This is a genomic window from Brachybacterium zhongshanense (genome assembly GCF_055385755.1).
In genome coordinates this window covers 1,717,868-1,736,589 of the sequence record NZ_AP043790.1, presented here as the reverse complement: position 1 = coordinate 1,736,589, position 18,722 = coordinate 1,717,868, and the positions used below count along the sequence as shown (strand labels likewise).

Sequence of the window (18,722 nt, the reverse complement as noted above, 5' to 3'; positions counted from 1 at the left end):
GTCGAGAACATCGTGTTATTCACCCGTCAGCTCACCGGTTCCACTCCAAAGATGGACACCATCACTTGGCTCACCATGCTACTGATCAAGCGCTTGACCTTGTCGGTGGTGTCCTCGTCAGCGACAGTGGTCCCTCCAGCGACGTCAAGCACGCGACGAAGCTCGTTCGTGTCAGCATGCGCAAGCGTTTCTGCAAACACAGCGGATTCGATCACATCAATGAGAACGTCCAGATCGCCGGCAAGACGCGCTGGATCCTCGAGAGGCAGCCCTCCCGTGCGCGCCTGGTCAGCCAGCACTGACCGCAGATTGCTCTGAACCGATGCAAAGATCTTGACCCACGCGTTGTCATGAGCGACAGCGTCTTCAAACCGTGCGGGAACGCTGATCGGAGCGGCAAGCTTTCGCTCGATCTCCGCGGCGTTTGATTCCCGCGGCTCGCTTCCCGCTTGCCCGGTCGAACCCGTCATCCATGCCGGGGTGTTCGAAGCGGACCGTGGGAACTCCTGAATGAACTGACGGTAGTCCTCGAGGGTGGGCGATTCATCGCCCACTGGCACAGTCGAGTCCGGTTGCAGTGGTGCGCCGGGGTGGCCGCCCGCGTAAACCGGTTCATCGTAGTTGAAGGTAAACGCGAAACTCCCATTCGCCTGCACCGCAATCTGAACCGACAACCAGGTTCCCGCTTCTCGGTCGTGCATCGCCTGTTGCAATTCCAAGACCGGTGTCTCGAGTTGGCTGAACGGCGGTGGACGCTCGAGATCGAGAGGACGTCCGTTCCCGCCCGTCACTCCCCAGCGGAACCAGATCTCGTCTCCGACGAGGACCGCAGAGACGTCCGCTCTGGCCCACGGCGAGTCTGCACACGCAGCGATGATGACATCCGCGATCTTCTTCTGAAGCACAGCGTGCTCTTCGGTGCTCACGCGCAACTAACCACCTTCACCTTTTCGTTACGTTGTGGGAAGGACATTCTTGAGTCGCGCATAATCCCACTGAGTGCTGTCGCTTCGTCGATGGTACACGCGGTAGTTCGCCGGGGACTGGTGCACGTGTAGGTGACACATCATCTGTGGCGCTGAGCAGCGTCGCAGGGAAGGATGTGCATCATGCCTGCTCCCTATCCCGGCTCTTCGGACATCCGGTGGGGGTCATGGGGTGAGTCCGCCGGCGGCGGGGAGCATGCGGAGCCGGTAGTTGTGCCGGTTGCGGTAGCCGCGGGCGAGGCGGCGGTGGAGCTCGATGATCCCGTTCACGGCCTCGGTGCCACCGTTCGATGACCGCCCCGTCGTGAAGTACGCCAGGAACGCGTCGCGCCAGCGGCGGAGGGTGCGGCCCAGTCGTGCGATCTCGGGGATCGGGCAGGTGTGGAACGTGTCGACGACTTGCTCAGCGATCCGCCGCCCCGCAGCCAGATCGCCCTGGTGGTAGGCGGAGCGGAGTTGCTGCGCGCACTGCCAAGCGACGGACACTTCGTCGTGCGCGGGGTCGGCTTCCATCGCCGCGGTCAGCCTCACCCGCTGCTTCTCGGTGAGGTTCTCGGCCCCGGCGCGCAGGATGGTCTGCACCCCGTAGAGCGGGTCGCCCGTGCGTCCGCGGTGCCCGAGGGTGTCCTGCTGAACGCGACGGCGGACCTCGTCGACCGCGGCGGTGCCGAGCTTCGCAACGTGGAACGCGTCGAGGACGGCGACGGCGTCGTCGAGCTTGTCGTCGATCGCGGTCTTGTATCCGGCGAACGGATCCAACGCGGCGACCTTCACCTGCTTCCGGAACGCGTCGCCGCGCTCACCGAGCCAGGTCGCGTACGCCTTCCCGGACCGGCCGGGAACGAGGTCGAGCAGCCTGGCCCGCGTCTTCCCGTGGCTGTCGCGGGTGAGGTCGACCATCCCGGTCAGCTCCTTCGGCCCCCGTCGGCGCGGGTCGACGTGATGCCAGACGTGCTCGTCGACGCCGAGGCTGGTGACATTCTCGAACCGGGACTCGTCCGCCGCGAGCTTGACCAGTTCGGGTTCGACGGCCCGCCACACCGTCTTCCACGACGTCCCGAGCTGCCGGGCGAGTCCTTGGATGGTGGCGAGCTCGCGACGCAGCTGCCCGATCGCCCACGCGACGGCGCGCTTCGTGATCGACCCGCGCGGCGCGACCAGCGACGGGACCTGTTCCACGAACGTCTTCCGCGGACAGCCGGACTCGCCGCACCGCCACATCCGCTGCCGCCACACCACCCTCACCCGCGTCACACCCGGCACGTCATGCAGCACCCGAAGGCGCCGACCACGGCTCGTCACGAGCACGCCGCACCCCGGGCAGCCCGTCGGGGACGCCGGAGTCGAAACGGTCACCACAAGAAGTCCGTCGCGACGCTCGACGTGCTCGACATGGACGCCGTCGAGGCCGAGCAGCAGGTCGCAGCGGGCACACGGACAGTCGGCGGGGCGCGCGTCAGCGCACCCCGAAGTAGGGTGAAGCACGTCGAGGTCCTCGGTCGGAATCAGAGAGTTAGCGCTTCTGATCCTCGGGGACCTCGACCCCTACCGCCGAATCACCGCCCGGCCACCCTCACCCCACCGGATGTCCGAAGAGCCGGTAGACGGACACTGCCCATCATTCGGGGCGGTTCAGGGCCATCCGAGGCCGGGCGGAGCGGGCCGGCCGGGCGGAGCTGTCCGGGCGAGCGCGAGGGCTAGTGCCGACGCGCGCGACTCTCAGAGTCGCGCAGGGAGAGGCTCGGGGACAGCGTTCGGACCGGCACCTGCGCTCGTTCCCTCCGGGGCCGCCGCCGAGGTGAGTGCCTGGCACAGCTCGGCGACCTGGCTCCTGCAGGTGCCGCACCCGGTGCCGGCGCGTGTCGCCTTGGCGACGTCGTCAGCGCCATCGGCGCCGTCGTGGACCGCGGTGCAGATCGCGCCCTTGGAGACGCCGTTGCATTGGCAGACGGTCTCGTCGTCGTCCATCTCGAGCACGGAGCGGGCGGGTGAAGCGGCAGCCGCCGACGCAGGCAGCGGACGTGCGACCAGATGGATGGGGTCCCGGGGCACCGGGGTGCGACGGGTGAAGGCGGAGCTCAGCTCCGCTGCGACGTCATCATCGCCGATCACCGTCGCCCCCAGGAGCAGGCCGTCGCGCACGACCACCTCGGTGTAGCGTCCGCCCTCGGGGTCGCTCAGTCGCACCGAGCGCGGAGCATGGGCGGACGGGCCGGGCCGGTCGATGCGGCCCATCGTGACCATGGCGAAGCCGACGGACTTCACGCGCACCAGATCGCCCTGGGTGCGCCGATCGACCGGGGCGGCCTGGGGAGCCCGCGCAGGAGGCTCCTCGCCGCGGGCGAGTGCTTCGTCGTGCGCTGCCTGCGCCGCCCAGGCGTCGACGAGTCGTCGGGCCTGGTCCCAGCCCTGGGCGACCAGGCCGCTCGCGCCATCGGGCGGCTGGGCGCAGTCTCCGATGGCGAAGACCGACGGGTCGGAGGGTGCGGCGAGGTCGTCGCCGACGAGGACGCCGTGGGCGCAGTCGAGTCCCGCTTCGGCGGCGAGGGCGACGTTGGGCGAGGTGCCGGTGCACAGCACCAGCAGCTCTGCGGGGCTGTAGGTGCCGTCGGACAGCTCGAGCCCGGTGAGCCGGTCCTCGTGACTGGTGGCCCGGACGGCGTTGACCCCGGTGACCACGGCGATCCCGAGCTCCTCGAGAGTCCCTCGCAGGATCTCCGAGGCATCGGGGTCGAGCTGGCGCTCCATGAGTCGGTCGCGATGATGGACCAGGGTGACCTGCATCCCGCGGGAGGCGAGGCCGGTGGCGACCTCGAGCCCGAGGACGCCTGCCCCGAGCACGACGGCGCGGCGGTCGGGCGCGATGGCGCCGAGGATCCGGTAGGCGTCGTCCATCTCCTTGAGCGCCGTGACCCCCTCCACCGGAGTGCCCATGCGTCCGCGCAGCCAGGGGATCTGGGGGATCCTGGCGGCGGAGCCGGTGGCCAGCACGAGCCGGTCGTACGGGTGCGACTCTCCGCGGGAGTCGAGGACCTCTCTGCGCTCGCGGTCGATGGAGACGGCCCGGACGCCCCGCAGGATGCGAGCCTGCTCGGGGTCCGCCTGGTCGAGCGTCAGCGTCGTGGGGTCCTTCTTCCCGGCGACCACGGAGGACAGCTGGACGCGGTTGTACGGATCGTGCTCCTCCTGACCGAGGACGGTCACCTCGGTCTGCGGGAGTGCGGTGAGGAGATCTGCGGCGAAGCGGGAGCCCACCATCCCGTGTCCGATCACGACGACTCTCATGCGGGACTCCATCCCTTCCGGCGCATCGGCACCACGTCGACTGCAGTCACCTTGAACTCCGGCATGCCCGAGAGGGGGTCCACCGCGTCGTTGGTCACCAGGTTCACGCTGCCGGCCCCTGAGTAGTGGAAGGGCATGAAGACGGTGTCCGGGCGGATGCCCTCCGTGATCACGGCGGGTGCCCGCACCTCTCCGCGGCCCGTGCGCAGCAGGAGGATGTCCCCGTCCTCGACGTCGAGCCGATCCGCGAGCAGCGGATGGATCTCGACGAAAGACTCCGGCCGTGCGGCCAGCAGGGAGGGCACGCGGCGCGTCTGGGCGCCCGACTGGTACTGCTCGAGCAGGCGCCCGGTGATGAGGTGGATCGGCGCCTGGTCGTGGACGTCGTCCTCCGGGCCGTGGTGGTCGACGGGGATCAGCCTGGCGCGCCCGTCGGGCAGCGGGAACCCGTCGAGGAGCACCCGTGGTGTGCCTGGATGGTCAGGAGCGGGGACGGGCCACTGCAGCGACCCCTCCTCGTCGAGGCGGCGGTGGCTGAGCCCCGAGTAGTCGGCGCGGCCGCCGGCGCTGGCACGCGCCAGCTCGTCGAACACGTCGGCGGGCTCGAGCGGGAAGGGTTCGGGCCGCTCGAGCCGGGCGGCGAGCTCTCGCAGGATCCACAGCTCGCTGCGGGCCTCTCCAGGGGCCTCGCGAGCCTTGCGACGACGGATCACGCGGCCCTCGAGGTTGGTCATGGTGCCCTCCTCCTCGGCCCACTGGTTCACCGGGAGGATCACATCGGCCAGGAGTGCCGTCTCGGAGGGGATCACATCCATGACCACCATCAGCTCGAGGGACTCGAGGCGCTCGCGCACGCGACCGGCGTTGGGCGCGGAGACGACCATGTTCGCCCCGGCGACCAGCAGCGCCGACGGGCCCTCTGGCGTCCCCAGACGGTGGATGAGGTCGACCGCGGGGACCCCGGGACCGGGAAGGGAGTCGGGGTCCACTCCCCAGACGCCGGCCACGTGGGAGCGCGCCGCCGGGTCGGCGATCGACCGGTATCCGGGCAGCTGATCCGCCTTGAGCCCGTGCTCGCGCCCGCCCTGGCCGTTGCCCTGGCCGGTGATCGGTCCGTATCCGGATCCCTCGCGGCCGACGAGCCCCAGCAGCAGGGCGAGATCGATGGTCGCGGTGACGGTGGCGGTGCCCTGGGTGGACTGCTCGACACCACGACCGGTCAGCAGGTGCGCTCCCCGGCCGCCCCGTGAGGGCGAGGCGTCGGCGAGCAGGTGCGCGACCTCGCGCAGACGGTCGGCGCCGATGCCGCACACGCCCTCGGCACGCTCGGGCCACCATGCGGCCACGGAGCGGGCGAGGTCCTCGATGCCCGTGGTGCGGTCGGCCACGTACTCGGCGTCGTACAGCTCCTCGGCGAGGACGATGTGGATCAGGGCGAGCAGCACCACCAGGTCGGTGCCGGGGACCGGGGCGAGATGGGTCCCTCTGCCGTCGGCCGTGAGCCTCGCGGTCGCCGACTCGCGCGGATCCATGACGATCAGGCCCCCGCGCTCGCGGACGCCCGCGAGATGCTGCACGAACGGGGGCATGGTGGCGGCGACGTTCGACCCGAGCAGGAGGACGCAGTCCGATCCGCCGAGGTCGGCGAGCGGGAACGCGAGGCCCCGGTCCAGCCCCAGTGAACGGTTCGAGGCGGTCGCCGCGGCCGCCATGCAGAAGCGTCCGTTGTAGTCGATGAACCGCGAGCCCAGCACCACTCGGGTGAACTTCCCCAGCGCATAGGCCTTCTCATTGGTGAGCCCGCCGCCGCCGAACACGGCGACGGCGTCGGCGCCATCACGCTCCTGGAGCTCGCGGACCTTCCCCGCGATCAGGTCGAGAGCCTCGTCCCAGGAGGCATCGCGGAAGCCTCCGTCGGCAGTGCGGATCTGCGGGTGCAGCAGACGGTCGGGAGCGGTGAGGACCTCCGCACTCGTCCATCCTTTGCGGCACAGGCCTCCGAGGTTCGTGGGGAAGTCCCGCCCGTCCACGGTGACCTCCCCGGAGCCGTCCGATGCGGCTCCCGGCCCCACGGTCAACGACTGGGCGCACTGCAGGGCGCAGTACGGGCAGTGCGTCGCCGTGGTGCCGGGCACGGTGCCGACGGGCAACGAGGTCTTCGCCGGGCGCGCGGGGACGGTCGACAGGCTCATGCAACGAGGGTGCGATGGACCCCGGGCCTGCTCAGCATCCGATCAGCGCCCGGACCCTCCGGTCACGATCGGGTCACGGCACGGGGCGAGGGGTGGTCCCGTCGTCGCCGACGACAGTCGGATCCGGCAGATAGATGGCTCCTCCCCGCTCGACGAACTCCCGGCTGCGCTCCTGCATCCCGGCGATCGCAACCTGCGCCTCCGCGCTGCCGTAGGTGTCCCGGATGTCCTGGGAGATCCTCATCGAGCAGAACTTCGGCCCGCACATGGAGCAGAAGTGCGCGGTCTTGGCCGGCTCGGCGGGCAGCGTCTCGTCATGGAACGACTCGGCGGTCTCCGGGTCCAGGCCCAGTGCGAACTGATCCCGCCACCGGAACTCGAAGCGGGCCCTGGACAGCGCGGCGTCGCGGGCGGCCGCCCCCGGATGACCCTTGGCGATGTCCGCGGCATGCGCGGCGATCCTGTACGTCACGACGCCGGCGCGCACGTCCTCCCGGTCCGGCAGCCCCAGATGCTCCTTCGGGGTGACGTAGCAGAGCATCGCCGTGCCGTAGCGGGCGATCTCCGTCGCCCCGATCGCCGAGGTGATGTGGTCGTAGCCCGGGGCGATGTCCGTGACCAGCGGACCCAGCGTGTAGAACGGCGCCCCGGAGCACAGCTCCTGCTGGCGCTCGACGTTCTCCCGCACCTTGTGCAGCGGCACATGGCCGGGTCCCTCCACCATCACCTGGACGTCGTGCTCCCAGGCCCGATGGGTGAGCTCGGCCAAGGTGTCCAGCTCGGCGAACTGTGCGGCATCGTTCGCGTCGGCCAGGGAACCGGGTCGCAGCCCGTCCCCGAGGGAGAACGCGACGTCGTACCGTGCGAAGATCTCGCACAGCTCGTCGAAGCGGGTGTAGAGGAAGTTCTCCTGGTGATGGGCGAGGCACCACCCGGCCATGATCGATCCGCCCCGCGAGACGATGCCGGTGACCCGGTCCGCGGTCAGCGGCACGTAGCGCAGGAGCACTCCGGCGTGGACGGTCATGTAGTCCACGCCCTGCTCGCACTGCTCGATGACGGTGTCGCGATAGACCTCCCAGGTCAGCGCCGAGGCGTCGCCGTCGACCTTCTCGAGAGCCTGGTAGATCGGGACCGTGCCGATGGGGATCGGGGAGTTGCGGATCACCCACTCGCGGGTGGTGTGGATGTCGTCGCCGGTGGACAGGTCCATCAGGGTGTCCGCGCCCCAGCGGGAGGCCCAGCGTAGCTTCTCGACCTCCTCCGCGATGGAGCTGGTGACGGCTGAGTTGCCGATGTTGGCGTTGATCTTCACCAGGAACGCCCGGCCGATGATCATGGGCTCGGACTCCGGATGGTTGACGTTCGCGGGGATGATCGCCCGTCCGGCGGCGACCTCGGAGCGCACCAGCTCGACGTCGCAACCCTCCCGCAGCGCCACGAAGCGCATCTCGGGGGTGATCATGCCGCGCCTCGCGTAGTGCATCTGGGTGACGGTCCGCCCGGGCAGCGCCCGACGGGGGAGGGGCCGACGGCCCCGCCACTGCTGCGACGGACTGCCGCGGCGCAAGGCGGCCCGGCCGTCGTCGGCCAGTCTCCGTGCGCGCGCCTCATGCTCCTCGGTGTCGCCGCGCTCGGCGATCCACGGACTGCGCATCGGCGCCAGCCCCTCCTCGGGGACGCTGCCGGGGCCGGCGGTCCGGTACACCATGAACGGCTCGTTGGGGACCTCACCGGTGGGCTCCAGGTCGATGCGGGTCACCGGAACCCGGATCCCGTGCTCGGGATCCTCCAGATGGTCCAGGGAGTGCGAGGGGTACTGCTCGGACAGCGGGGAGCGCACAGTCATCTGCGGCCTCTCTTCCTACGCCGGTGCTAGCCGGATCAGGTTCTACGGTCCCGGGCGGCTGCAGCCCGGTCTCAGCCCTCTGCCGAGGGCCCCCGTGGGGTCGCGGACTGTCTATCACATGGGTGCCGGTGCGCAGCGCACCGTCCCGGAGTGCAGTGCACCGTCCCGGAGTGCGGCGGACCGTCCTCGGACGAGGAGAGCGAGGAGAGCGAGGAGAGAGGACCGTACGGCTCAGCCGCCCATGAGGGTGAGGACGAAGATCCACACGCACAGGAAGGCCAGCATCCCCAGGCTGTAGAGGATCGAGGCTCGCAGGATCTCGCTCTCCCGGCCGGACAGGCCCACGGCGCCTGCAGCGATCGCGATCGACTGAGGCGAGATCACCTTGGCGGCGTTCCCTCCGGCGGTGTTGGCCGCGACCAGGGTGGACGGCGTGAAGCCGATGGTCTCGGCAGTCGCGACCTGCAGCGGCGCGAACAGGGTGTTGTTGTTGACGACCGATCCCGTGAGGAACACTCCGATCCACCCGATCACCGGCGCGATCAGCGGGAACAGACGGCCGGTGGCGGCGAGCGCCGTGCCCATCGACGTCGAGCCCCCGGAGTAGTTGGCGATGTTCGCGAGGACCAGGATGACCAGGATCAGGGCGAGCGCCTTCCACAGGCTCGCGATGGTGGCGCGCAGCTCGTCGAGCAGCATCGATGCCGTGATCCGCGGAGTCGTCAGGTACGTCGCCAGGACCGCGAGCAGGATCGCGGTGCCGGTCGCTCCGAGGATGCTGAAGGTCCACGTCGCGGTCACGACGGTTCCCGAGGCCGTGGTGACGCTCCCCGTAAGCCCCGGGATGCCGGTCTCGAGCGTCGAGAAGGAGGGCAGACCCTCGGAGAACAGCGCCTTCACCGGCGGGATCGACCACAGCAGGATGACCAGCGAGAGGAAGTAGAAGGGGCTCCAGGCGACTCCCACCTCCTTCAGCGACGGCGCTGCGGTGCGGACCGGCTCCGGGGCGTCAGCCTCGCGGAACACCCGCTTCGGGGACCACACCCTGCACAGAGCGAAGATCGCGACCATCGCTCCGAGGCCTGCGGCCAGATCCGCGAGCTCGGGGCCGAGGAACCACAGCACCGCCGCCTGGATCCCGCTGAACACGATCGTCACCACCAGAGCGATGGGCCAGGTCTCCCGGAGCCCTCGCAGCCCATCGAGGATCACCACCAGGAGGAACGGGATCAGCAGGGTGAGCGGCTGCAGCACGATCACCAGGGCGCGCGACAGCTCGAGCACATCGAGCCCGGTCACCTGTGCCCCCACCAGCACAGGCACGCCGATCGCCCCGTATGCACCGGCGGCCGCATTGGCGACCAGCGAGATCATGGCCGCCCGCACGGGGCGGAAGCCCAGCTGCACGAGCAGCGCCGCGCAGATCGCGATCGGCACGCCGAATCCCGCCGCGCCCTCGAGGAACGCGCCGAAGGCGAAGCTGATCAGCAGCACCTGGATGCGCTGGTCGTCGGAGACCGCACCGATCGAGGCGCGGATGACGTCGAAATGACCGGAGGCGACGCTCAGTCGGTAGAGCCACACCGCCATCACGATGATGTATCCGATCGGCCAGATCGCCGTCAGCGCTCCCAGCATCCCGGCGCCCGCGGCGGCCGAGGCCGGCATGCCGAAGACTGCGAGCGCCACGACGACCTGCACGGCCAGGGCGATCAGTGCCGTCTTGATGCCGGACAGCTTGAACGCCACCAGGCACAGGAGGAACACGACGATGGGCAGGGCGGCGACCAGCGCCGACAACGGCAGGCAGCCCAGGGGGTCGATGGACTGGTACCACATGCGCGTCTCCTCACGAACGGGCGGTGGGAAGAGGACTGTCTGCAGAGGACCGAGGCTGTCGTCGATCGGCATCCTAAGGACCAAGGTCCCGGATGGTCACGATGGCGCGGCGGCGCGACAGAGTTCCGGAACGCCACTGTTCCTGGATGCGGCCTCAGTGCTCCCTGTCCGCATCCGGGACGCGATGCCCTGGTAGGACGTGTACCGTCGCCCGGGCCGTCCGCAGACGTCCGCGACAGGAGGACCACCCCATGCAGATCAAGCACGCCCTTGCGGCGCTCTCCCTCACCGCCGTCCTGGCGCTCGCCGGATGCAGCGGGGGAGGCGACGCGTCCGCCGGTAGCGACGCCGGCGGATCGGCTGCGAGCGATGCCGGTCAGTCGTCCTCGGCCGACGGATCGGCCGTCCCCGAGGCCGACGTCTCCGACGTCCCCGACCCGGTGGCGGAGGTCAACGGCGAGGAGATCACCAAGGAGCAGTTCGTCGAGGTCTACCAGTCGCAGTACCAGCAGGCCATGACCGCATCACAGACCACCGGGCAGGAGGTCGACGAGAGCGAGCTGCGCGGGCAGGTCGCCGACATGCTGGTCGACAACCTGCTGCTGCAGCAGGGCGCGGAGGATGCCGGGATCGAGGCGAGCGATCAGGATGTCGATGACACCCTCGACGAGATCGCCGCGCAGAACGGCATGGGCTCGGGGGACGAGGTCGTCCAGGCGCTCGTCGACCAGGGGAGCACCGAGGAGCAGGTCCGCGAGGACGCCGCCACCCAGTACGAGCTGACCGCCTACGTCGACCAGGAGGGCGACATCTCCGAGCCCAGCGATGAGGAGATCCAGGAGGAGTACGACGCGCAGGTGGAGCAGCTCACCGCGCAGGGCGGTGACACCTCTCAGGTGCCCGACTTCGAGGACGTCCGTGATCAGCTCGCCCAGCAGATGATCTCGGAGCAGGAGGACCAGGCGGCCTCGGCGCTCGCCGAGGAGCTCGCTGAGAAGGGCGAGGTCACGGTCAACCTCTGAACCGGTCAGCGCCGCCGAGCATGGTTCGGGTTCGGGTTCGGGTTCGGGTTCGGGGCCCTGATGCCCTGCGGCCAGACCTCCCGGGATGTCGGATCAGCGCCAGGGGATGGGACGGAACCGGCCGCCCCGGCCGCGGGTCAGCAGCACGGCGGATGAGGGGGAGACGAGGGCGGTGCCGCGCTCGAGGTGGTCGATGACCATGTGCAGGGCCTGACGGGCCGAATCGTCCTCGCTCGCACCGTCGAGCGGATCGACGAGGAAGCGCAGCACGATGCGGCCCACGCGGCGACCGGCGACCACCGGGGCCTCGACGTCCTTCGTCTCCACCTGGTGCAGCGAGCCCAGCGCGAGCGAGGCCTGCTCCATCACATCGGCGGGGGTCGCACCCTCCTGCAGGTCTCCGATGGGGAGGTGCATGCGATAGCTCGGCATCTGCCCAATCTAGCCAGTCCGGGCGAACGGTCCGGTCGTCTCGATGATCGGTCCCCTCGTCCCGTCGATTCGTCCCGTCGATCGGGGCGGTGCTCTCGCCGATCGGACAGAGCGGCGTGGGCTTCGCCTCGCGCGGGGGTGCGCTGGGGTCCTGTCCCCGATCTCGCGGCGCGGAGGAGAATGGTCAGGTGCTCTGCGAAGCTGATGCTGCGACTCCGCGCGAACCCGGCCGAGCCGTCGGATCCCGCGGCCGCCCTTCGCTGTCGGCCTCTGCCGGCACAGGGCCCGCGTCCGTGGTCCTCGTGCACGGTACTCGCGCCTCGCATTCGCAGTGGGACCTGCAGATCCCCTCGCTGCGGGCGGCCGGATACCGAGTGCTCGCCCCGGATCTTCCCGGGCACGGCATCCGCAGCCGGGAGCCGTTCACGCTGGACTCCGCCCTTACGGCGATCCGCACTGCGATCGACGAAGCTGCAGGCCCCGGAGGACCGACGGTGCACCTCGTCGGCTCCTCGCTCGGCGGGCTCCTCGCGCTGAACGCGGCCGCTGCGGACCCTGCGCAGCTGGCCTCGCTCACCCTGTGCGGGGCGGCGATCCAGCCGACGCCATGGGCTGCACGTGCGTACGGCTGCGCGATCCGGGTCGCTGATCTGCTCACGGGGCACGAAGCAGCCGGGGGACGGCTTCTGACCCTTCTGCTGGGCGTCGACGGAGCACGCGCTCTGCGCCGCGGAGGCCGCGCTGGCGTGGAGGTCGTCGGCCCTGCCATGGAGGCGGCAGGGTCGCTCGACCCGCTCTCCGATCTGCATCGGATCCGGTTCCCCGTGACCTTCCTGCACGGGCGCTTCGATCAGCTGCGGGTCCATGAGAAGCGTCTCGCGGCCGCGGCACCCGATGGCCGGCTGGAGGTCCTCCCCTTCGGGAGCCATCTGGTGAATCTCTCCGATCATGGTCGCTTCACGGTGGAGCTGCTCCGCGTGCTGGGCCGCATCGGACCGGTGCCCGTGCCCCGTAGGGTGGCACCATGACACGCCCCATACTGCGCGTCGGCTTCGTGCCGGGAGTCGAGCCGGACCGCTTCGCGCGACGCTGGAAGACCGGTCGCGGCCGCGCCTGGCTCGAGCTCATCCCGATCCCTGTATCGCACCAGCGCGCTGCCCTGGATGGAGGAGAGGTCGACATGTGCTTCGTGCGCCTCCCCATCGCCACCGAGGGCCTGCACGTGGTCGCGCTGTGGGAGGAGCGCCCTGCGGTGGTCGTCGGCTCCGATCACGTGCTGAGCGTCCTCGACGAGATCACCGAGTCCGATCTGTCCGGGGAGAACGAGCTGGTCGAGCAGGACGCCGACGACGCGGCATCGCGGGTCGCCGTCGCGGCGACCGGTGTCGGCTATGCCAGGATGCCGCTGTCCCTCGCGCGCCTGCATCATCGGAAGGACGCCGTCCATCGTCCGCTGGTGGATGGTGCTCCCAGCCGCATCGCCCTGGTGTGGCCGAGCGCCGCCGACGACGAGGACCGCCAGGAGTTCGTCGGCGTCGTGCGCGGACGCACCTCGCGCTCCAGCCGATGACACCCCTCACCGCTGATCGCGTGCCCGCAGATCCCGTGCTCGCAGAGTCCCTGCCCATAGATCCCGAGGAGAGAACCATGACCGAGCAGACCCCGCACATGAACGTCGAGAGCTTCAACCTCGATCACCGCACCGTGGCCGCCCCGTACATCCGCATCGCCGATCGCAAGGTGCTGCCGGGCGGCGACGTGCTCACGAAGTTCGACGTGCGCTTCACCCAGCCCAACGTCGCGCACCTCGAGTCCGAGACGGTGCACTCGCTCGAGCACATGATGGCCGAGCATATGCGTGACCATTCCGATGTCGTCATCGACGTCTCGCCGATGGGATGCCGCACCGGCTTCTACGTGCTGCTGGTGGGGGACCATACTCCCGCGTCGTTCGCTCCGCTGCTGGAGGCGACGCTGAAGGACCTGATCGCCGCCGACGAGGTCCCGGCCGCCAACGAGATCCAGTGCGGCTGGGGAGCCCACCACACCCTCGAGGGCGCCCAGCAGGCCGCCCGGGAGCTCCTCGCGGCCCGCGAGGGATGGGAGCAGGTCACCGTGTCCTGAGCGGGACGGCACCTGGGCTCAGGCCCCGCCGATCCCCGCTCCGCCGATCCCCTCCCGTACAGCCCGCAGCAGGCGCTCGGTGCGCGCATCGGTGGCCAGATCGTCGACGGACACCGATGCGCCGTCGGCATCCGCCAGCGGGATCCTCCAGTTCGGGTACTCGTCGTCGGTGCCCGGCTGGTTCTGGATCCGCCGTTCGCCGACGCAGTCGACGAGCGAGACGCCCATCAGCAGGGACGGCGTCCGCGCCAGATGCCTGTGCAGGGCGATCACGGTGTCCTCGACGGATGCGCCCTCCTCCAGCAGCCCCTCGTCCCGCAGAGCCTCCAGCACCCTCTGCCGCGCGGCGACGTCGGCGGCGAGCTCCTCCTCCAGCGGACGCTCGAGAAGACCGAGCTCATGGCGCAGCTGCACGTGGTCGCCCGCGAGATAGCCCGCGGTCGGAGGAAGATCATGCGTGTTCACCGACGCCAGGCACAGCCGACGATAGTGCTCCGGCGCGAGCGGGCCGCCGGAGGCGTCCTGCTCGAACCACAGGATCGAGGTTCCGAGGATGCCGCGGTCGGCGAGATGATCCCGCACCCAGGGCTCGAAGGTGCCGAGATCCTCGCCGATCACGATGGTGCCCGAGCGCTCGGCCTCCAGCGCGAGGATCCCGACCATCGCCTCATGGTCGTAGAAGACGTACGCGCCGTCGGATGCCTGCTGCCCTTCGGGGATCCACCACAGGCGGAACAGGCCCAGCACATGGTCGATCCGCAGTGCACCGGCATGGCGCATCAGGGAGCGCAGCATGTCGCGCCAGGGTCGGTAGGACGCCTGGCGGAGCCGCTCGGGATGCCAGGGCGGCTGGTGCCAGTTCTGCCCCTGCTGGTTGTACTGGTCCGCCGGGGCGCCGACGCCGACGCCGACGGCGAGCACGTCCCTCAGGCGCCAGGAGTCCGCACCGACCTGCTCGACGCCGACGGCGAGGTCGTGCATGACCCCGATCCGCATGCCGGCCTCGAGGGCTGCCGCCTGGGCCCGACCCAGCTGCTCGTCCAGGAGCCACTGCACCCAGGCATGGAACTCCACGCGGTCGGCGAGCTCCGTCCGAGCCTGCTCGACGGTGCGCTCATCCAGATGCCGCAGCAGATCGTCGTCCTGCCCGCGGACGCGCTCGGCGATCGCCGACCACACCGCGAAGTCCTCCAGTCCCTGACCCTCCCTGCGCCGGTAGGCGTCCAGCAGCGCCTGCCGTCCGGCGGTGCGCGGCACGGCGAAGAGCTCCTCGAGCGCCTGCAGCTTGGCAGCCAGCACGTCGTCGCGCTCGAGGCGGTCGGTCCGGTCGTTCCATCCGGACACCCCCTCCCGCAGCAGCGCGATCCGCTGACGGGCGAAGTCAGGGAGGTCGCGGTGCTCGGGGACGTCCTCGATGCGCAGATAGAGGGGGCTGGTGAAGCGCCGTGTCACGGGGAGATAGGGCGAGGGCTCCATCGGCGGTGTCGGATAGGACGCGTGCAGCGGGTTGACCAGGAGGAAGTCCGCTCCGTGGTCTGCGGCAGTGATCGCGGCGATGTCGCGCAGGTCGGCGAGGTCCCCGATGCCCCAGGAGCGCTCGGAGCGCACCGAGTACAGCTGGGCCTGCAGGCCGAAGGCACGGCGCGAGCCGAGACGATCGGCTGTCGTCAGGCGTGCAGGGGTCACCACGACGTCGGCCGACTCATCACCTCGGGAGGTGCTGGCCACCGCTCGATGCCAGCCCAGCGGAAGACCCGGCGGCAGGGCGAAGCGAGCGCGGCCGCGCGGCCGACCGTCGAGGTCGAAGGGCGGAGTGAAGTCGTCGACCTGCTGCAGCCCCACGGTGCCGCCGTCCTCGAGGACGAGGTGGACCGACACCTCGGTCCCATGGTCCACATGCACGGCGATGGAGCTGCCGCGGTCCTCTCGCAGGACAGTCACCGGGGGCAGCGTGCGCTCCCACGGCTCGCGCTCGCGCTCCGCGCGCAGGCGACGGATGTCGTCGTCGGAGGAGACGGGGAAGCCCAGGGACTCGAGCACGCGCTGGAGCGTGCTGTCCTCGACCTGCTGACGATTCCCGTCCCACCCCCAGAACTCGGTGCCTATGCCGAGCTCTGAGGAGAACTCGCGCAACAGGGAGGAGGTCAGTGCCATAGCGACATCGTAGTGAGATGGGGCACCCTGTCCAGGGAGGAGCGTCCCGCGTCCTGCAGGTCCTTGCCGGATCAGGTCCAGGTGGGGAGCCACATCCTCCAGCGCCACTGCTCGAAGTCGATCACCTGACCGGTCCAGATCGGCCAGAAGAACGCCGACACCAGCACGATGAGGACCAGGAGCGATCCTGCGAACAGCCCGCCGGCCAGGCGCCGCTCGTGGTCCGCCCCGCGCGGTCCGATGATCAGCGCGAGCACGTACGCGAGGCACAGCACCAGCCAGGGCTCGAACACCACCGCGTAGAACGTGAAGACGGTGCGGTCCATGTACATCAGCCAGGGCAGATAGCCGGCGGCGATGCCTGCGAGCGCAGCCCAGCAGCGTCCGTCGCGACGCACGATCGCGATGACGAGCACGGCCAGCACGGCCAGGGTGCCCAGCCACCAGATCAGCGGATTGCCGACGGAGAGGATGTGGGAGGCGCACTTGGCGACCTCGCACCCGTGCTCTCCGTACTCGTAGGAGCGGTAGTAGAAGTTCGTCGGCCGGATCATGAGCAGCCAGCCCAGCGGGTTCGCCTGGTACGGGTGCGGGGTGTCGAGGCCGATGTGGAAGGAGTAGGCCTGCTGGTGGTAGTGCCACAGCGACCAGAGGGCGTCCAGCGGGCCGATGCCGGTCCCGCCGCCGTCCTGGGACGCCGCCCAGTCGCGGTAATAGCCTTTGGAGGAGGCGAACCATCCGCTCCAGGAGATCAGGTAGGTGACGAAGGCCGATCCGACCATCGCGAAGAACGCGGGGATCGCGTCGCGCACAAGGCCTGCGAGCCGCCAACGGCGCTCTCCGGCGGCGCGTCGTGCCCACCAGTCCCAGAGCACGGTCATGATGCCGAAGACGGCCAGGAAGTACAGGCCGGACCACTTCACCGAGCACGCCATGCCCAGCAGGACGCCGGCGGCGATCCGCCAGGGGCGCCATCCGCCGGCCGCTCCCATCGGGTCGCCTGCTTCACCGGCGACATGCAGCCGGGCGGTCTCGATGGCGAGGCGCTGCCGGAACCGATCGCGATCGATCAGCAGCGCGCCGAAGGCTGCCAGGGCGAAGAGCATCAGGATCAGATCCAGCAGGCTCGTGCGCGAATGCACCAGATGCATGCCGTCGATCGCGAGCAGCAGCCCGGCGATCGCCCCGGCCGTGGTCGAGCGGAACAGCCGGCGCCCGATCCGCGTGATCATCAGGACGCTGAGCGACCCCAGCACCGCGACCGACATCCGCCAGCCCCATGGGCTGTCCGCACCGAGCGCCGTCATCCCGAGCGAGATGACCCACTTGCCCAGCGGCGGATGGACGACGTAGGAGCCCTCGTCCTCATAGCTGTCGACGTCCCCGGCCTCGAAGGCCGCGTCAGGCTCGTCGGGCCAGTCCATCTCCACGCCGTTCTGGGAGATGGTGTAGGCGTCCTTGACGTAGTAGGTCTCATCGAAGATCAGCTCGTCGATCGTCCCGAGCCCCCACAGCCGCAGCACCAGCGCGAGCCCGAACAGGCCGAGCGCGAGGGCCCATGAGGCCCGCGAGAGGGGGAGGTCGAACACCTTCAGCCGACGACGGAGGGAGGACAGGACGGCATCCGACTCCTCCGGTGCCGCGTGCTCCTCCGGATCTGCGTGCTCCGCGGGGACTGAGTGCTCGCCCTCGGCAACGGAGACCCCAGCGGTCGACGGACCGTCCTCCGCTGCGGTCGGACTGCCCTCTGGGGAGGGGGACCGGTCCTCCGCTGCGGGCGCCGGTTCCGGGTCGCGCTCGGGATCGGCAGGCTGAGGGGAGTCCGGGGCCGTCGTCTGCACCCGGTCATGCTAGGACATCGGCTGCTCACGGCCTGACGGCGGAACAGCTCGCCCGCGCCGCGGCGCACGGCGGAGCATCCGCCGGAGTGCCGACGTCGGGATGCGGCCGTGGGCACCTAGCATGGTGGACATGCTCGAACCCGGTGTCCTCACCCTCGCCGCCACACCCATCGGCAACCCGCTGGACGCCTCCGTGCGCCTGATGCGCGCCCTGTCGGAGGCGGATCTCATCGCGGCCGAGGACACCCGGCGCCTGGCCCGGCTGGCGGCCGCCCTCGAGGTCGAGGTGACGGGGACGGTCATGTCGTACCACGAGCACAACGAGACCGAGCGCACGGGTCGGCTGCTCGACGCCCTCGAGGAGGGCCTGCGCGTCCTGATCGTGACCGATGCCGGCATGCCCGTCGTCTCCGACCCCGGGTTCCGCGCGGTGCGCGCGGCGTCCGACGCAGGATTCACGGTCACGGTCATCCCGGGACCGTCTGCCGTCCTGACCGCACTCGCTGCCTCCGGCATCGCCCCTGACAGGTTCACCTTCGAGGGCTTCCCGCCGCGCCGCGACGGACAGCGGTCGACGGCTTTCGAGCGGCTCGCCGACGAGACGCGCACCCTGGTGTTCTTCGAATCCCCGAGGCGCACCGCCCAGACGCTCACGGCGATGGCGGCGGCGTTCGGCGAGGATCGTCGGGCCGCGCTCTGCCGGGAGCTGACCAAGACCTATGAGCAGGTGCTGCGCGGAACGCTCGGTCAGCTGGCAGTCCATGCCGCCGAGAACGAGGTGCTGGGCGAGGTGGTGATCGTCATCGCCGGAGCCGAGCGCCGCAGCGTGAGCGCGGAGGACCTCGTCCCCGATGTCATCGCCCGCGCGGAGGCGGGGGAGAGGCTCAAGGACGCCGCCAAGGCCGTGGCCGCCGCCGCGGAGGGCGTCAGCTCCCGGGAGCTGTACGACCTCGTGCTCTCGGCTCGACGGGGCTGACCTGTCGGACCTGGCCCGGCCT

14 protein-coding genes and 1 riboswitch are annotated in these 18,722 nt (G+C 70.0%); of the genes, 5 read left to right on the top strand and 9 right to left on the bottom strand.

Features of this window, described 5'->3' with window-relative positions; translation table 11 throughout:
• Positions 1-26: 26 nt before the first annotated feature.
• From ACZ5AJ_RS07820 to ACZ5AJ_RS07795, 6 genes are all read right to left on the bottom strand, one after another.
• Positions 27-926, bottom strand: a complete 900-nt coding sequence (locus ACZ5AJ_RS07820) for a hypothetical protein (RefSeq protein WP_464138529.1) — start codon at positions 924-926, stop codon at positions 27-29.
• A 225-nt stretch (positions 927-1,151) separates the two neighbouring features.
• On the bottom strand, positions 1,152-2,471 hold the full coding sequence (locus ACZ5AJ_RS07815) for an ISL3 family transposase (protein WP_464138527.1): 1,320 nt from the start codon (positions 2,469-2,471) through the stop codon (positions 1,152-1,154).
• A 234-nt stretch (positions 2,472-2,705) separates the two neighbouring features.
• Positions 2,706-4,271 (bottom strand): FAD-dependent oxidoreductase, encoded by a 1,566-nt coding sequence (locus tag ACZ5AJ_RS07810; protein WP_464138526.1) that lies wholly within the window; start codon positions 4,269-4,271, stop codon positions 2,706-2,708.
• Positions 4,268-6,463 carry a molybdopterin oxidoreductase family protein gene (locus tag ACZ5AJ_RS07805; RefSeq protein WP_464138524.1) on the bottom strand — a complete coding sequence of 732 codons (2,196 nt, stop codon included), beginning with the start codon at positions 6,461-6,463 and terminating at the stop codon, positions 4,268-4,270. The genes ACZ5AJ_RS07810 and ACZ5AJ_RS07805 overlap by 4 nt, the downstream gene beginning before the upstream one ends.
• Positions 6,464-6,536: 73 nt before the next feature.
• Entirely contained in the window at positions 6,537-8,312 is a 1,776-nt protein-coding gene (gene thiC, locus ACZ5AJ_RS07800) for a phosphomethylpyrimidine synthase ThiC (protein WP_464138523.1), read from the bottom strand.
• Positions 8,307-8,417: riboswitch (TPP riboswitch) on the bottom strand. It overlaps the preceding gene by 6 nt.
• A 126-nt stretch (positions 8,418-8,543) precedes the next feature.
• Complete coding sequence (locus ACZ5AJ_RS07795; protein ID WP_464138522.1) at positions 8,544-10,151, bottom strand: L-lactate permease; 1,608 nt, start codon at positions 10,149-10,151, stop codon at positions 8,544-8,546.
• A gap of 251 nt (positions 10,152-10,402) precedes the next feature.
• Here ACZ5AJ_RS07795 and ACZ5AJ_RS07790 point away from each other — a divergent pair, with 251 nt between their 5' ends.
• Positions 10,403-11,173 (top strand): SurA N-terminal domain-containing protein, encoded by a 771-nt coding sequence (locus tag ACZ5AJ_RS07790; RefSeq protein WP_464138520.1) that lies wholly within the window; start codon positions 10,403-10,405, stop codon positions 11,171-11,173.
• Between the two features lie 93 nt (positions 11,174-11,266).
• Here the strand turns inward: ACZ5AJ_RS07790 and ACZ5AJ_RS07785 are convergent, their stop codons facing one another.
• A complete protein-coding gene (locus ACZ5AJ_RS07785) occupies positions 11,267-11,605 on the bottom strand; it encodes a hypothetical protein (RefSeq protein WP_464138519.1) in 339 nt (112 codons plus the stop codon).
• A 188-nt stretch (positions 11,606-11,793) separates the two neighbouring features.
• Here ACZ5AJ_RS07785 and ACZ5AJ_RS07780 point away from each other — a divergent pair, with 188 nt between their 5' ends.
• The 3 genes from ACZ5AJ_RS07780 to ACZ5AJ_RS07770 all read left to right on the top strand — a co-directional run bounded on the left by ACZ5AJ_RS07780 (position 11,794) and on the right by ACZ5AJ_RS07770 (position 13,729).
• Positions 11,794-12,633: an alpha/beta fold hydrolase gene (locus tag ACZ5AJ_RS07780; protein WP_464138517.1), complete on the top strand. Its 840-nt coding sequence runs from the start codon at positions 11,794-11,796 to the stop codon at positions 12,631-12,633.
• Positions 12,630-13,175 (top strand): LysR substrate-binding domain-containing protein, encoded by a 546-nt coding sequence (locus ACZ5AJ_RS07775; RefSeq protein WP_464138516.1) that lies wholly within the window; start codon positions 12,630-12,632, stop codon positions 13,173-13,175. The genes ACZ5AJ_RS07780 and ACZ5AJ_RS07775 overlap by 4 nt, the downstream gene beginning before the upstream one ends.
• 77 nt (positions 13,176-13,252) lie before the next feature.
• Positions 13,253-13,729 (top strand): S-ribosylhomocysteine lyase, encoded by a 477-nt coding sequence (locus tag ACZ5AJ_RS07770; protein WP_464138515.1) that lies wholly within the window; start codon positions 13,253-13,255, stop codon positions 13,727-13,729.
• A gap of 18 nt (positions 13,730-13,747) precedes the next feature.
• Here ACZ5AJ_RS07770 and malQ read toward each other — a convergent pair whose 3' ends face one another.
• Both malQ and ACZ5AJ_RS07760 read right to left on the bottom strand, forming a co-directional pair.
• The gene (gene malQ / locus ACZ5AJ_RS07765; protein WP_464138513.1) at positions 13,748-15,883 is read right to left on the bottom strand and encodes a 4-alpha-glucanotransferase; all 2,136 of its coding nucleotides are present in this window, start codon (positions 15,881-15,883) and stop codon (positions 13,748-13,750) included.
• Between the two features lie 71 nt (positions 15,884-15,954).
• Complete coding sequence (locus ACZ5AJ_RS07760) at positions 15,955-17,724, bottom strand: dolichyl-phosphate-mannose--protein mannosyltransferase (protein WP_464138512.1); 1,770 nt, start codon at positions 17,722-17,724, stop codon at positions 15,955-15,957.
• A 130-nt stretch (positions 17,725-17,854) separates the two neighbouring features.
• Between ACZ5AJ_RS07760 and rsmI the strand changes: the two genes are divergently transcribed.
• Positions 17,855-18,700: a 16S rRNA (cytidine(1402)-2'-O)-methyltransferase gene (gene rsmI / locus ACZ5AJ_RS07755; protein ID WP_464138510.1), complete on the top strand. Its 846-nt coding sequence runs from the start codon at positions 17,855-17,857 to the stop codon at positions 18,698-18,700.
• The last annotated feature ends 22 nt before the right edge of the window (positions 18,701-18,722 follow it).